The organism is Streptomyces sp. NPDC093149, assembly GCF_044754145.1.
In the GTDB taxonomy this organism is placed as follows: domain Bacteria; phylum Actinomycetota; class Actinomycetes; order Streptomycetales; family Streptomycetaceae; genus Streptomyces.
In genome coordinates this window covers 428,004-442,596 of the sequence record NZ_JBIVON010000002.1, presented here as the reverse complement: position 1 = coordinate 442,596, position 14,593 = coordinate 428,004, and the positions used below count along the sequence as shown (strand labels likewise).

Genomic DNA, 14,593 nt, shown 5'->3' with positions numbered 1-14,593 from the left:
AGGCGGCTTCGACCGGGTGGCCCGATGTTCCCGCGCCCCGCACACCCCTAGCGTCGTACGGGAGTCATCCGCCTGATCCCGAGGAGCACGATGCGCGGCACCGCACTGGCCACCGCCGGCCTGGGCCTGACCTGTCTACTCGCGGGCACGGTGCCCGCGTCGGCCGTCCCTGCCACCCCTGCCACCCCCACTCACCAACGGCTCGTCTGGGGCCCCTGCTCGCCGGAGCAGCAGGAGCTGAACGAGGCGGGCGCGCAGTGCGCAAAGGTGACCGTCCCCCTGGACTACGCCGATCCCGGCGGGGCGACGATCCGGATCGCCGTCTCCCGTATCAAGGCGACCGGGCACGGGAAGCGGCGGGGCGTCCTGCTGTCGAATCCGGGTGGACCGGGCGGCACCGGACTCGCCAGCACCCTGCTTCTGCGGCCCGCCTTGAAGGATGCGGCCGACCGCTACGACCTGATCGGCTTCGATCCCCGATTCCTCGGCGAGTCCACCCCCATCGCCTGCGACCCCGCCACCCCGACGCAGGAGCCCGGCCCGACCACGACCCGCCGCGAGGACTTCGAGCGGTCGGTACGGTCCGCCCGCGACACCGCACGCCGCTGCCAGGAGCACGGGGACAACGCCCGGCTCCTCCCGCACGCCACGACCAGGAACGTCGCCCGCGACATGGACGCGATCCGCGCGGCGCTGGGCGAGCGCAGGCTGTCGTACTACGGCGTCTCGTACGGTGCCGACCTCGGGGCCGTCTACACCCAGATGTTCCCCCGCCGCGCCGACCGCATCGTCATCGACTCGTCGACCGACCCGTCGGCCACCCAGTACGAGCTCTTCCAGCGGGCGGGCAAGCCGCTCGAAGAGGCCCTGGACGCCTGGTCCGGGTGGGCCGCCCGGCACGACGGCACCTACCGGCTCGGCAAGACGCCCGCCCAAGTACGGTCGAGTGTCCAGCGGTTGCTCGATGGAGCCGAGGAGCGCCCGGTCACCGTCTCCGGCGTCCGGCTCGACGCGCCGTTGCTGCGGCTGGTGCTGAGGCAGCTCATCCAGCACGAGGAGTACGACCCGGCGCTCGCCGCTACGGTGCGCGACCTGGCCGATGCCGCCGCGGGCAGGCCGGTCGAGCCCGGCCCGGAGCTCGCCGCCATGCTCGAAATGCTCGCGTCGCCCGAGCTGGCGGACAGCATGCTGGGCGGAACCCTCTTCATGTGCGGCGACCGTGGCTGGCCGGCCGGCGGCTGGCCGGGGAACCCGGAGACGTACTGGACGAACATGGAGCGCAGCCGCGCCACCCAGCCCGTCTTCGGTCCGCTCGTCAACAGCATGATCGCCCCGTGCGCGTTCTGGACGAGCACGTCCCGCGAGCCCGCCACGGTGATCGGCAACGACGTACCCGTGCTGATGCTCCAGGCCCGGCGCGACAACAACGTCCCGTACGAGGGCGCGTTGGCGCTGCACCACCGCCTGACCGGTTCACGACTGGTGACGGCGGACATCCGTTCGCACGGGGTGTACGGGCGTGGACTCGACGGCCTCACCCCCGTCCCCTGCGCCGACGAAACCGTCGTCGCCTATCTGCGCGACGGCACACTGCCCGCCGCCGATCTGCTCTGCCCTCGCACCGGGGAGGAACGTTGATCAGCAGACGTACGGGCCTGGCGGCCACGGCGGCGGCCCTGTTCACGGCGGCGTCCGGCCCGGCGGCGACGGCCGCCGCGCCCCGTCACGACCCCGGGCTCGGCAGCCGTCTCCAGAACGATGTGGACGCGATCCTGGCCACCGGGGCGACCGGCGTACTGGCCGAGGTGCAGAGCGCCCACGGCCGGACGACCGCCCGCGCCGGCTCCGCCGACCTGCGGGCCCCGCACCTCCCGGTCCCCCGGGACGCCTACTACCGCATCGGCAGCGACACCAAGACCTTCACGGCCACGCTCGCCCTCCAGCTGGTGGGCGAGGGGCGGCTCGCGCTCACCGACACCGTCGAGCGGTGGCTGCCGGGCGCCGTGCGGGGCAACGGCAACGACGGCCGCAGGATCACGGTCGCCGATCTGCTGCGCCAGACCAGCGGGCTGAACGATTATCTCGCCGTCTCACCGGACGCGGCCGAGGCGTTCACCCCGGCCGGCTACCGCCGTTCGCGGTTTCGCACCACGCCCCCCGAGGACCAGCTGAAGGCGGCCGTGAGCCGGCCGCCCCTGTGGGTGCCGGACCCCGGACAGCCCGCCGGGGAACGGCGCTGGGGCTACTCCAACACCAACTACGTGGTGGCGGGCCTGATCATCGAGCAGGTGACCGGAAACTCCTGGGCGCAGGAGATCCACGACCGGATCATCGAGCCCCTGGGCCTGCGCCACACCTTCACACCGGGGACCTCGCCGTACGTCCCCCGGCCCACGGCCACCGCGTACACCTGGTTCCCCGGCCGCACCCGGCCGACCGACACGACGACGGCGTCCGGCGGCGGGGCCGACGGCTCCGTGATCAGCACCACCCATGACCACGGCGTCTTCCTGCGCGCCCTGATGAGCGGCCGGCTGCTGCGCCCGGCCCAGCTGGCGGCGATGAAGGAGACGGTCGCGGCCGAGGACTGGAGTGCGGCGCCGGGGGTCCGTTACGGACTGGGCATCGCCTGGCGCCCGGTGGCCGGGAGCGACGACGGGGTCTGGTTCCACGGCGGAACCCATCTGGGGATCGTCTCCGAGAGCGGAGTGACGCCGGACGGCTCCCGGGCCGCGACCAGCGCCACGTTCACCCTGCGCATGGGCGACCCGGCCCAGGACGCCCAGGACGCGGCCGCGCTACGACTGGTGGACAGGGCCCTGACCGGCTAGTGCTGTGACCGGAAAGGTTCACCGGCTCGCGACGCCCGGCAAACCTCTCCGGCCAGTTCGGCCCGATCGCCCTGCGCGTCAGGACGTCCTGTCGTCCGGGCAGGCGCTCAGCCCGCGCCCACCGTCACGGCGAGCGTGCCGAGTCCGCTGCCCGGACCGCGCAGGGCGATCGAGCCGAAGGGGGTACGCAGCCGCAGCCAGGACCCGGCCGCGAGCAGAGCGACGGGGAAGTCCGGCGCCGGGCGGAGGAAGCCCAGGGACTGGGCGGCGTGGACAGCCCTCAGCGGAAGCTCGGTGGGGCCGACGGTACGCGACCAGATCTCGCGGCCGATCAGGTCGCGCTCCGCCCGGGTGCGGCGGCCCTCGGGCAATGCCTCGTCGCGGGAACGGAACTCCGCCACCGCCGCGGTGACCGCTGTGCGCAGGGAGACCGGGTCGGGCAGGCCGGACACTTCGTGCCAGCCACCGCGGGGCGGCAGGACACCGGTCCACGGCGGCCCGGTGACCGGTGCGGGCAGGGCGCCCGAGCCGGCCGCCACGCCCTCGACATCGAGGGATTCGAGGAGCTCACCGGCGGACACCGTGATGTCGAACTCGTGCGATCCGGCCAGCCGCGCCGCCCGGATCGCCAGCACCTCGAACGACGGCGGCCTGCCGAACACGGCCAGCGCGCCGCCGCCCGCCTGCATCCGCACGGCGGCGGCCCGGTCGTAATGGATCAGCCGGCCGAGGAAGGCCGCGAGATCCGCGGCCTCCCTCGTGTCGGCGAACTCCAGCGACCTCACGGGCACTGTCATGCTGCGGCGGGCTCCTCGGCCAGGTACTGCTGGAGGAAGAGCTTCTCCTCGGCGGAGATCCGCCGAGGCCGCTCCTCCGCCAGGTCGTACGGCACGACGACGGTCGTGGCCCGCACGTACACCTGGTCCGGGTCCTTGATCTCGTACGCGATCGTCAGCGACGCGGCGCCGATCTTCGTGACCCAGGACTCGACGGTCACCGGCTCGTGCCGGTGGACCAGCGGCCGTACGTAGTCGATCTCGTGCCGGGCCACGACGGACCCGCCCGAGAAGGACGGCGAACCGTCCCCCGGCGCCAGCCGGAACATGAAGTCGATGCGCGCCTCCTCCAGATAGCGGAGGAAGACCACGTTGTTGACGTGGCCGAAGGCATCCATGTCCGACCAGCGCAGCGGGCAGTTGTAGATGTGACGTGCCAAGACGATCAGCCTCGCGTGAGCTTCTTGTACGTGGCACGGTGCGGACGGGCCGCGTCCGCGCCGAGGCGGTCGACCTTGTTCTTCTCGTACGACTCGAAGTTGCCCTCGAACCAGTACCACTTGGAGTCGCCCTCGTACGCCAGGATGTGCGTGGCGACGCGGTCCAGGAACCAGCGGTCGTGGGAGATGACCACCGCGGCGCCCGGGAACTCCAGCAGGGCGTTCTCCAGCGAGGACAGGGTCTCGACGTCGAGGTCGTTGGTGGGCTCGTCGAGGAGCAGCAGGTTGCCGCCCTCCTTGAGCGTCAGCGCCAGGTTGAGGCGGTTGCGCTCACCACCGGACAGGACGCCGGCCGGCTTCTGCTGGTCCGGGCCCTTGAAGCCGAACGCGGACACGTACGCCCGCGAGGGCATCTCGACCTGGCCGACGTTGATGTAGTCCAGCTCGTCCGAGACGACGGCCCAGAGGGTCTTCTTCGGGTCGATGTTGGCGCGGGACTGGTCGACGTAGGAGATCTTGACCGTGTCACCGATCTTGATGGAGCCGGTGTCCGGGGTCTCCAGGCCCTGGATCATCTTGAACAGCGTGGTCTTGCCCGCGCCGTTCGGACCGATGACGCCGACGATGCCGTTGCGCGGCAGCGTGAACGACAGGTCGTCGATGAGGACCTTGTCGCCGAAGGCCTTCGAGAGGTTCTCCACCTCGACGACGATGGAACCGAGCCGCGGGCCCGGCGGGATCTGGATCTCCTCGAAGTCCAGCTTCCGCATCTTGTCCGCCTCGGCCGCCATCTCCTCGTAACGGGCGAGACGCGCCTTGGACTTGGTCTGCCGGCCCTTGGCGTTGGAGCGGACCCACTCCAGCTCTTCCTTGAGCCGCTTGGCGCGCTTCTCGTCCTTGCGGCCCTCGACCTTGAGGCGGGCGGCCTTCTTGTCGAGGTACGTGGAGTAGTTGCCCTCGTACGGCAGGGCGCGGCCGCGGTCGAGCTCCAGGATCCACTCGGCGACGTTGTTCAGGAAGTAGCGGTCGTGGGTGACTGCGACCACGGCGCCCGCGTACTTCGAGAGGTGCTGCTCCAGCCAGTTCACCGACTCGGCGTCGAGGTGGTTGGTGGGCTCGTCGAGGAGGAGCAGGTCGGGGGCCTCGATCAGCAGCTTGCAGAGCGCGACGCGGCGCTTCTCGCCACCGGAGAGGTTGACGACCGGCCAGTCGCCGGGCGGGCAGCCCAGGGCGTCCATGGCCTGCTCCAGCTGGGCGTCCAGGTCCCACGCGTTGGCGTGGTCCAGGTCCTCCTGGAGCTTGCCCATCTCCTCCATCAGCGCGTCGGAGTAGTCGGTCGCCATGAGCTCCGCGACCTCGTTGAAGCGCTTGAGCTTGCCCATGATCTCGGCGGCGCCGTCCTGGACGTTCTCCAGGACCGTCTTCGACTCGTCGAGCTTCGGCTCCTGCATGAGGATGCCGACGCTGAACCCCGGCGACAGGAACGCGTCACCGTTGGACGGCTGCTCCAGGCCCGCCATGATCTTCAGCACCGTGGACTTACCGGCGCCGTTGGGGCCCACGACACCGATCTTCGCGCCGGGCAGGAAGTTCAGGGTGACGTCATCGAGGATCACCTTGTCGCCGTGCGCTTTGCGCGTCTTGCGCATGGTGTAGATGTACTCAGCCAAGAGAAACCGTCCGGCTATCGATGTGTGGGCAGATACACCCCATCTTGCCTGACGTCCATCCCGGGACGGAAACCAGTCTCATCAGGGGCCTGCGACCTGCCCCTCCACCGGCCCGTTCGTAGCCGATCCGTCACCTGCTGTCGCGCCCGAACGCCGACGAGCGCCCCTCGACCGGTGCCCGGGGCCGGCCCCGGGCACCGGTGTGGTCGACGGTGGCCGGGGCCGGAGGGCGGTCGCCGGGACCGGCGACCACCCCCGCCGCTCACTGCCCGTACGCGACCAGCAGGTCGGTGGCCGGAACCACCACGAGCCCGCCACCCGCTCCGAGACCGGTCAGCGGCTCGGACACGTTGTGCTCGTCGGGCCCGTTGATCGGCGCGCCGACGTCGGTGGACCAGACGGACTCACCGGTGGCGCCGTTGAGCGCCCACAGCCGACCGGTTCGGGAGCCGACGTAGACGTAGCCGTTGACGACGATCGGCGCCGTGCTGATCCCGCCGTCGCCCTCGAACTTCCAGCGAGTGGCCAGGGTGCGGCTGTGTCGCTCCTGAAGGACACCTTCATCCACGAAGTAGCCTTGACGGCCGTCGAAGGCCGGGGCGGGCGACCGGCCGGCGGCCTCGTAGGTGCCGCGGACCTGCCCGTCGGCGATGTCGAGGACCGAGGGGGCCATCCCGGCGTCGTCGCGAACCCAGACACCGCCGTCGGCGAGAACAGGGGTGCGGCCCCCGCCACCGGAGCAGTCCGTCCGGTGGTGCCAGATCGGGTTGCCCGACTTGGGGTCGAAGGAGTAAGTCTGCTCGCAGGCGTATGAGACGTAGACCCCGTTGGCCGTGACGGCGGGCGAGCTGTTGTCCCCGTTCGCGACGGGCTGGGTCCAGAGCACCGCGCCGCTGGAAGCGTCCACCGCGTACAAGGTGCCGCCCGAACCGGCGCCGCCCGTGTACACCACGCCGCCGGCGAAAGTGGGCGGCGAGGTGAAGGAATACTGTCCGGGCAGCGTGACGGTCCAGATCTCCTTCCCGGTGGCCGGGTTGAACGCCGTCAGCACGCCGTCGTAGTTCTGGGCGTAGAGCCGGCCGCCCCCGTAGGCGAGCGCGGACCACCAGTAGGTGCCGCCGAGGTCAACGGGCTCCCAGGCGTTCTCGCCCGTGGCCGCGTCAATGGCGTGGAGGACGGTGCCGTACCCGTTCGGCGAGGCGGCGGTGGCGAAGACGCGCCCGCCGGCCACGATGGGGTAGGAGACGTTCCCGCCCAGGTCGCGGGACCATTTCCGGCTGAGCGGCGGCGCGCCGACAGCGGTGTCGACGAGACTGCCGTCGTGCCGTGCGTTGATCTGGTAGGTGGTCGAGACTCCGGTCTGCGTCGGCTGCGCACCGACCGGCGTCACGGGCATGACGACCGACAGTGCCGCACCGAACAGGACGGCGATGGTTCTTCGAAGGTTCACTCGGACATCCCTCATCATCCGGCATCGCTGTGGCGATGCGCGCAAGGCGGTCCGGCCCCCGGGTCCGGCGGCCCGCTTCCAGGCCCCATGGTTCGCCAAGGACGTCTCAACCGCCCTGTATTTTCGATCAGTTGGACGTCTTCCGGACATCTTCGCGACCGCGTCCCGCGGTCCGGAGCAGGGCTCGTGGCGCTCTGCCGAACGGGTGGGAGCCCGCGCTCGCCGCCGACGGCATCGGCCCGGTGCCGGACATGGGCCGGCGCCACGCGGCGGCCCATGAGCACGGCATGCACGCCTTGCGGCACTTCTACGCCCGGCCCTTGTGGTCGCCGACGGGAACATCAGGGCGCCGAGCGGGAAACCTGCTGGTGAGGGGCTGTTTTGTGCCCTCACTCGGAGAGAGGCGCCCCGCTTTGCCGACGTCCGTTCCCGGACGGAAACCGGTCCGGCTCGCGGTACGCCCGGTCCCGTCTCCCGGCCCGCGCCGCACTCCGCTTTCCGGCATGCGACGGCCCCGGTACGCGTACGCGTACCGGGGCCGTCATCGGACCGTCGTGACAGTCCGCCCACCGTCCGTCATTCGGCGGTCACCGATGTGATCGTCGGCGTGATCCGTGCGGTGACTACTGGGCGGAGGACTGCGTCTTGCGCTTGCGGAGCATGAAGACCGCGCCGCCGCCGACGACGACGAGGGCGATCGCGACGCCCGCGATGACCGGGGTGGCGCTGGAGCCACCGGTCTCGGCGAGGTCACCCGAGCCGCCGGTCGAGCCGCCACCGGTCGTGGCCGGGGCGGGCTTGTCGCCGCCGGTCTGGGTGTCGGTGCCGCTGCCGCCGGTGCCGCTGCCGCTGGTCTTGCAGTCCAGGACGCCCTTGAACGTCTTGGTGAAGCCACCGGGGCCGGTCACCGTGATGTCGTACGCCTGGTCCTCGGCGACCGGGACGGTCACGGTCTCGGACTTGCCCGCCTCGACGGTGTGCTTCGCCCCGGCCAGCTCGAAGGTGAACGCCTCGTCGCCCTTGTTGGTCGCGGTGACGTCCACGCCGCCCTTGGCGCAGTTCTTCTCGGCCGACACGGCCGGGATCGCACCCTGCTTGGCCCAGGTCGCGTTGGCGGTCGCGGAGACCGTGGACTCGCTGGAGCCGGCCAGGATCATGGTCTGGCTCTTGGTCACCCCGGCGAAGGCCCGGCCGACGGGCACCGACGTGGTGGCCTGGACGGTCAGCGAGGCCGAACCGTCGGCGGCACCCGCCGGGACGTCGAAGTAGAGCTGGGCGCCGTCGGACGCGGTGGCCACGGGCCGACCGCCCTTGTCGGTGATCTTGACACCGCTGGCGGCGTCGGCGGGCGGGGTCACGGAGACCTGGCCCGCGTTGGTGTGGACGGTGACCGGGCCGAGCCGCTCACCGGACTTGCCGGAGACCGCGGCCGGGTCCAGGGCGAGGGACGCCTTGGGCTCGGCCTGGTCGGCGGCGTTCTGCTCCAGCCAGTCGGCGAGCTTCTCGGCCTGGCTGTCGGTCGCGTCGACGTCGGCGTCGTCCGAGTAGCGCCAGATCGCGACCTGGGTGCCCGCGGCCGCGGTCTTCTCGGTGAGCGGTCCGGTGCCGGCCTGCTCGGCGAGCGCCGCGAGGTCGTCGACCTGCGGGTAGGAGTGCTCCAGGATCCAGCGGATCTTGCCCGCGTTCTTGTTGCTGCCGAGCGAGGTCTGGTTCCAGGGGGTCTCCAGGTACTTCGCCTGGTCCTGGGTGGGGTTGTGGATGTCGATGCAGTACGTCTTGAGCTTGCCGCCGCCGTCGACGGTCATCTCGAAGAGACCGGCGGGCAGCTGCTGGTTCCTGCCGTCCGTGTGGAGCACGGCACGGTCGTAGGTCTTCAACCCGTCCAGGACCGCAGCCGCGCCGCCTTGATGCTGCGGCGCCTCGTCGGCGACCGCGCCGCCCGCGCCGACAAGGGTGCCCGCCATGACCAGACCGGATGCCACCACCGACGCGGCCAGCCGGGCCATGCCCCGCCGCCGTGGAGTACGGGTCGTCTCCGTGGACGACGAAACGGTCGCTGAAGAAGCAGAAAACACAGAATTCCCCTCCGGGCGAGGCCCTCCGCGCCTGATGCGCGTGTGGGGATTGCCTCGCCAGTCGACTCAAGTGCCCCGTGAGTACGGGGGAATCCTAAGGAGGAAGAGATGAACAATCCCCCGTCATACCGTCGTACAACCATTCCGAATCAGAATCGTTATCGCCGGTACCGCGCGCGGCGCCTCGACACGCGTCGGATCCGACCCTCCGTCAGATCCGTCCCCTCGCCCCCGTCCGGTCACGACACCGACGCGAGTTCCTGGCCACGCTTCTGACGCACCGTCGGCCGCCGCGCCCGCTGTCGGCCGACCCGTTCCGCCTGCTCGGACTTCTCGGACTGCTCGACCTGCTCGGACCGCGCGGACCGCTCGACCCGCTCGGCCTGCTCGACCCCCTCGGCCCTTGGCGCTTCGCGCGAACCACCCGGCCGCGCCTCGCTCACCTCCTGCGCTTCCCGTGTCTCCCGCGCCGGACCGCCCGACCAGTCCGGCTCGTCCGAGCGCCCCGGTCCCTCGCCCCGGTCCACCGCCCCGTCCACACTCCCCCGGTGTGCCACCGACCCCGGCTCGCTCCTCACCACCCGCCGGAACGCGGCCGTCCCCCGTGTCAGATCGTGTCCCACGGCGACCGCCTCGATGTCCACGAACGTCCGGCGCCGGTCCTCCCGTTCCTCCTCACGGACCTTCAACCTGCCGTGCACGACGAGCGGTTCTCCGACCGAGACGGAAGCGGACAGGTTCGACGCCAGGGTCCGCCAGGCCCACACGGTGTAGAAACTGGTGTGCCCGTCCGTCCAGAGCTGTTTCCCGCGATCCCAACGGCGCGGTGTCACCGCGAACCGGAATCGCGCCATTCCACCGGTCGCGGTCTCCCGGAACTCCACGCCTGTCGCCGCGTTTCCCACCAGTGTCACCAGGGTGTCATTCATGACTCCGCCTTCCCTTCGGCCTTCGGTTCCGGCGACCGCAGCCGCGCGGTCACCGGAACCAGGTTGAAGGGAAGGCGGAGACGCCGCTGATGCCTGTGGACTACCGGACGGTTGTGGAAAACTCCGTCACCGTCACGTACCGCTCCCGCACCTCGCGGTACCGCACGAGTTCCGCGGCCACCGGATCGAGTACCCGCGCCCGCCCGCAGGCCGCCGCCGCCTCGCGCAGTTGCCGCTCGGCCTCCTGTCCGTACCGTCGCGCGGGCCCCCGGGCCGCGACCGCGCACGACCACTCCACCAGCGGGCCTCCGACGACCCCTGCCAGCATCACCAGGGCGGGCGTGAGGAACCCGGGTGCGAATACCCCGACGATCTGGCCGACCAGCCAGAGCCCGCCGAAGATCTGCAGCAGCGTCATCGACGCCTGTGCCAGCACGGCGGCGGCCCACCACCTGGGCCGCGGCGGCCTCCCGCCCACGCGGCCGCTGTGCGCCACGCCGGAGGCCCCGGCCACCCCGGTCGCCACGACCGTCGAACCACCCGGACCCGCCTCACCTGCATCGCCACCCCCGTCCCCCGCACCGCCCGTCGGCCGGCCGCGCCCGTCCACGGCGCCGGTCCTCTCCGCCAGCTCGTCGAGCGCCTCCGGCAGTCCCTCGGCACCCTTCACCGCGGCCTCGCGGACCGCCTGGGCCCAGGGACCGGGCAGTCCGTCGGCGGCCCCGTCCGCGACCGTCCGCACCGCCTGTTCGACGCGTTGCCGGGCGGTGAGCTGCTCCTCGGGAGGTGCGGGCCGCGCCGGGCACTCCAGGCCCCCCGGCCGCCGGGTGGACTCGTACCAGCGCCACAGCCGCAACCACGGCGTGCCGCAGGCCCGTCCGGCGTTCCTGCGCCATTCGCGCTCGGCCGCCTGACCCGCCGCGCCCGCTCCGACGGCTTCCGCGAGCCGGTCGGCGAACTCCTCGCGGGCGCGTTCGCCCAGACCCGGGCGCCCCTCGGCGACGTAGACCGGACGCAGCCTGGCCGCTGCGGCGTCCACGTCCGCGGAGAGCCTGCGTGCGGCGGCCGTGCGCTCCTGCACGAACCGGCCGAGCACCTCACGCAGTTCGCCCATGCCTTCGCCGGTGAGCGCGGACAGGGACATGACGGTGGCGCCCGGTTCGCCGTGCTCGCCGAGCGCCATGCCGTCCTCGTCGAGCAGTCGCCGCAGATCGTCGAGCACCTGGTCGGCGGCGTCGCCGGGCAGCCGGTCGATCTGGTTGAGGACGACGAAGGTGATCTCGGCGTGCCCGGCGAGCGGCCGCAAGTAGCGCTCGTGCAGGGCCGCGTCCGCGTACTTCTCCGGGTCGACGACCCAGATCACCGCATCGACCAGCGCGAGCACCCGGTCGACCTGATCACGGTGTCCGGTCGCCGCCGAGTCGTGGTCGGGCAGGTCGACGAGGACGAGCCCCTGGAGCGCCTCGTCGGCGTCCGGACCGCCCTGCAGCGGCCTGCGCCGGAGCCGTCCGGGGATGGCGAGCCGGTCCAGCAGTCCGGCGGCCCCGTCGGTCCAGGAGCAGGCGATGGGCGCGGCGGTGGTCGGCCTGCGCAGCCCGGTGTCGGAGATCTGGACGCCCGCGAGGGAGTTGAAGAGCGTCGACTTGCCGCTGCCGGTCGCTCCGGCGATGGCGACGACGGTGTGCCGGGAGGAGAGCCGCCGACGGGCCGCCGCTTCGTCGAGCACGCGCCCCGCTTCGGCGAGGGTGGTCCGGTCGAGCCTGGCCCTGGACAGTCCGACGAGTTCACGCAGCGCGTCGAGCCGCGGCCCGAGCGGACCGCCGGAGGGTACGTACGCCTCGACCTGCGGCGGACGCACGTCGTCGTCCGGGGCGGCGCCGGGCTCGGGGTCCGCCGCCCTGACGGCCGCGCGCCGGGCGATGAGCCCGTCGTTCCAGTCGCCGCGCGCCTGAGGCGCCCGGCCCCGGGCGGGGCCGTCCTGGTCGCGGTCCTCGTGAGAAGCGGGACTCTCGCCCCGGCCGGGCCCCTCGTCAATGACGGCAGTCATCACTGCCACCTCTCCTTCTGCAGTACGGACAGGGCGGCGATCAGTTCGGCCTGCGGCTCCGGCGCCACGTCGAGTGCGTCGAGCGGCGCGAGCCGCCGGTCGCGCTCGCCGTCCAGCACCCGGTCGAGGCAGTCGGCGAGCAGGGCGCCGCCCTTGTCGCGCAGCCGCAGCGCACCCTGGGCACCGATCCGTTCGGCGAGCTGTTCGCCGGCGCCGCGGGTGCGCCGGCCGCCGAGCAGCGCGGCGGCCAGCAACGCCGTCACGGTCCCGGCGTCCGGCGCGGCGTTGCGTTCGAGTCGGCGCACCTCCTCCTCGGCGAGTTCCTCCAGCACCCGCCACCAGCGTCGTACGGCCATGGCGATCCGGCCCCGGATGTCCTCGGCGGGCCCCCACCCCCCGGCCTCCCGGCCGACGTCCTCGAAACCGAAGACCCCGGCCGCGGGCTCGCGCCGCCAGGTCGTGCGGATCTGTTCGTCGGCGGCCGCCACGGCGCACTGCAGAAGCGCGGCGAGGCTCTCCACCAGCGCTTCGAGGAGTTCCTCGGAGGTGCTGTACAGCGGGTATCCGCGCCAGCGGGTGCGGGCGTCCCCGGCAAGCACACCGCCGTTCGCCAGGCGCCGCCGGACCCGGGCGCCCTCCGTGCGGTACGCGTCCTCGACCACACCGGTCAGCCGCACGGCGGCCGCGTGCTGCGCCGCGACGGCCCCGGCCAGCGCGGGCATCCGCACGTCCAGCGAGGCGATCACCCCGGCCGCCGTGCGCCCGACCGCCTGCTGGCGCGCCGCCGGGTCCTGGGCGCGGTGGGTCAGCCAGGCCCGCAACGGGGCGACCGCGGTGGTGGGAAGCAGCCCACTGCCGCCGCCGGCCGATTCGGGCAGTTCGGGAATGGTGAAGCGTGGCACCTCACCGAGGCCCGCCTTGGTGAGCAGCGCCCCGTACTGCCGCGAGACCTCGCCGATCACCTGGTGCGGCACCCGGTCGAGGACGGTGACGAGCGAGGCGTCGTACTCCTTGGCGGTACGCAGCAGATGCCACGGCACCGCGTCCGCGTACCGGGAGGCCGTGGTCACCATGACCCACACGTCAGCGGCGGAGATCAGCTCGGCGGCCAGCATCCGGTTGCGCACCACGAGCGAGTCGATGTCGGGCGCGTCGAGGAGCGCGAGCCCGCGCGGCAACCCGGCGGCGGTCTCGACGCGCAGCACGGTTCCGTCCTCGTCCCCGCTCCCGTCGAATCCGTCGAGGGCGTCCAGCTCGTCGCACCGGCCCCGCGCCCCCGGCTCCTCCGGCGGCAGCCAGACCCGGGTGAGCTGCGGCAGCACACGGCCCCCGGCGAACCAGTGGTGATCGTCCGGATGGCAGACGAGCACGGGTGTCCGCGTGGTCGGCCGCAGTACCCCGGCCTCGCTGACCGGCCGTCCCACCAGCGAATTGACGAGCGTCGACTTCCCGGCCCCGGTGGAGCCGCCGATGACGGCGAGCAGGGGTGCTTCAGGGTCCCTGAGCCGGGGAAGCAGATAGTCGTCGAGCTGGGCGAGCAGCTCGCTCCGGGTCAGGCGAGCGCGCGGGGCTCCCGGCAGCGGAAGTGGAAGACGCACGGCAGCGACACGGTCGCGCAGGGCGGAAAGTGCGTCGATGAGCTGAGGCCGTACGTCCAAGGTCACCACATGCGAAGAATGCCCAATTTTGAAGCCTTTTTGAAGCGTATAGCCGCCTCTGCGCGCCGGTTCTCCCCTTGGGGCGGAGTCCGGACAGAGGGGACGAGTGGGGCGCAGGCATAACGAGTGCACAACACCCGGGGCGCGAGGCGTCAAAAGCGATGCGCGAATCCCACCCACCTGCGATTATCGGTTCGCTTCACCGAACCTCCACATCGTGCCACGCAGGTGAAGCAACCGGGTCGAGGCCATCGGAGCCCTATCCTTGTCCCGGCAGGTCACCGACCGGCCAGGCCTCAGGGCTCCAGGCCGCCGAGGCCACCATCCGGCCCCCGTAGCTCAGTGGATAGAGCAGGCGCCTTCTAAGCGCTTGGCCGCAGGTTCGAGTCCTGCCGGGGGCGCGTTGCCCGCACGACATCAGGCCCTCCCTCGGGAGGGCCTTTTTTGCGGGTCACCGCACCGTAGCGAGGGCGGCGTAGCGAACGCATAAGACCGACCGGCGAATGGGGGGGCGGCGTCGCGGGGCCGGGCACGCACATCCACGGCATTGTCGTCGGTCGACAACGCTCCGCGTTGCCTCCCTCCTCCGCCTCGCAGCCGCACGCACCCGGCCCCGCTCCTTCTCCCACCCCCCATCTGCCGGTCGATCCAAGCGCCGGACCCTTCCCAGGTCACGATGGGGAGGGTCCGGCGCTGTCCGGCCGTCACCGGATTTTC

9 protein-coding genes, 1 tRNA gene and 1 pseudogene are annotated in these 14,593 nt (G+C 72.0%); 3 read left to right on the top strand and 8 right to left on the bottom strand.

Annotated elements, in window-relative coordinates:
• The first annotated feature begins 90 nt into the window (after positions 1 to 90).
• The gene (locus ACIQCZ_RS08545) at positions 91 to 1,638 is read left to right on the top strand and encodes an alpha/beta hydrolase (protein WP_402280748.1); all 1,548 of its coding nucleotides are present in this window, start codon (positions 91 to 93) and stop codon (positions 1,636 to 1,638) included.
• The gene (locus ACIQCZ_RS08540; RefSeq protein ID WP_402280746.1) at positions 1,635 to 2,831 is read left to right on the top strand and encodes a serine hydrolase domain-containing protein; all 1,197 of its coding nucleotides are present in this window, start codon (positions 1,635 to 1,637) and stop codon (positions 2,829 to 2,831) included. Before ACIQCZ_RS08545 ends, ACIQCZ_RS08540 begins: the two co-directional genes overlap by 4 nt.
• A 107-nt stretch (positions 2,832 to 2,938) precedes the next feature.
• Here ACIQCZ_RS08540 and ACIQCZ_RS08535 read toward each other — a convergent pair whose 3' ends face one another.
• The 8 genes and pseudogenes from ACIQCZ_RS08535 to ACIQCZ_RS08500 all read right to left on the bottom strand — a co-directional run bounded on the left by ACIQCZ_RS08535 (position 2,939) and on the right by ACIQCZ_RS08500 (position 13,876).
• Positions 2,939 to 3,628, bottom strand: a complete 690-nt coding sequence (locus ACIQCZ_RS08535) for a hypothetical protein (RefSeq protein ID WP_402280745.1) — start codon at positions 3,626 to 3,628, stop codon at positions 2,939 to 2,941.
• Positions 3,625 to 4,047, bottom strand: coding sequence for a thioesterase family protein (locus ACIQCZ_RS08530; protein WP_361439864.1), 423 nt, complete (start codon positions 4,045 to 4,047; stop codon positions 3,625 to 3,627). Before ACIQCZ_RS08530 ends, ACIQCZ_RS08535 begins: the two co-directional genes overlap by 4 nt.
• Before the next feature lie 5 nt (positions 4,048 to 4,052).
• The gene (gene ettA, locus ACIQCZ_RS08525; protein WP_093895354.1) at positions 4,053 to 5,717 is read right to left on the bottom strand and encodes an energy-dependent translational throttle protein EttA; all 1,665 of its coding nucleotides are present in this window, start codon (positions 5,715 to 5,717) and stop codon (positions 4,053 to 4,055) included.
• A 262-nt stretch (positions 5,718 to 5,979) separates the two neighbouring features.
• Complete coding sequence (locus ACIQCZ_RS08520) at positions 5,980 to 7,167, bottom strand: PQQ-binding-like beta-propeller repeat protein (RefSeq protein ID WP_402280743.1); 1,188 nt, start codon at positions 7,165 to 7,167, stop codon at positions 5,980 to 5,982.
• A gap of 623 nt (positions 7,168 to 7,790) precedes the next feature.
• Positions 7,791 to 9,242 carry an LAETG motif-containing sortase-dependent surface protein gene (locus tag ACIQCZ_RS08515; protein ID WP_402280741.1) on the bottom strand — a complete coding sequence of 484 codons (1,452 nt, stop codon included), beginning with the start codon at positions 9,240 to 9,242 and terminating at the stop codon, positions 7,791 to 7,793.
• Between the two features lie 563 nt (positions 9,243 to 9,805).
• Positions 9,806 to 10,171: pseudogene (locus ACIQCZ_RS08510) on the bottom strand (single-stranded DNA-binding protein); the annotation flags it as partial.
• A gap of 100 nt (positions 10,172 to 10,271) precedes the next feature.
• On the bottom strand, positions 10,272 to 12,218 hold the full coding sequence (locus ACIQCZ_RS08505; protein WP_402280739.1) for a GTPase: 1,947 nt from the start codon (positions 12,216 to 12,218) through the stop codon (positions 10,272 to 10,274).
• On the bottom strand, positions 12,218 to 13,876 hold the full coding sequence (locus ACIQCZ_RS08500) for a dynamin family protein (RefSeq protein WP_402281257.1): 1,659 nt from the start codon (positions 13,874 to 13,876) through the stop codon (positions 12,218 to 12,220). The genes ACIQCZ_RS08505 and ACIQCZ_RS08500 overlap by 1 nt, the downstream gene beginning before the upstream one ends.
• A gap of 328 nt (positions 13,877 to 14,204) precedes the next feature.
• Here ACIQCZ_RS08500 and ACIQCZ_RS08495 point away from each other — a divergent pair.
• Positions 14,205 to 14,277 (top strand) — tRNA-Arg (locus ACIQCZ_RS08495).
• Positions 14,278 to 14,593 lie beyond the last annotated feature (316 nt).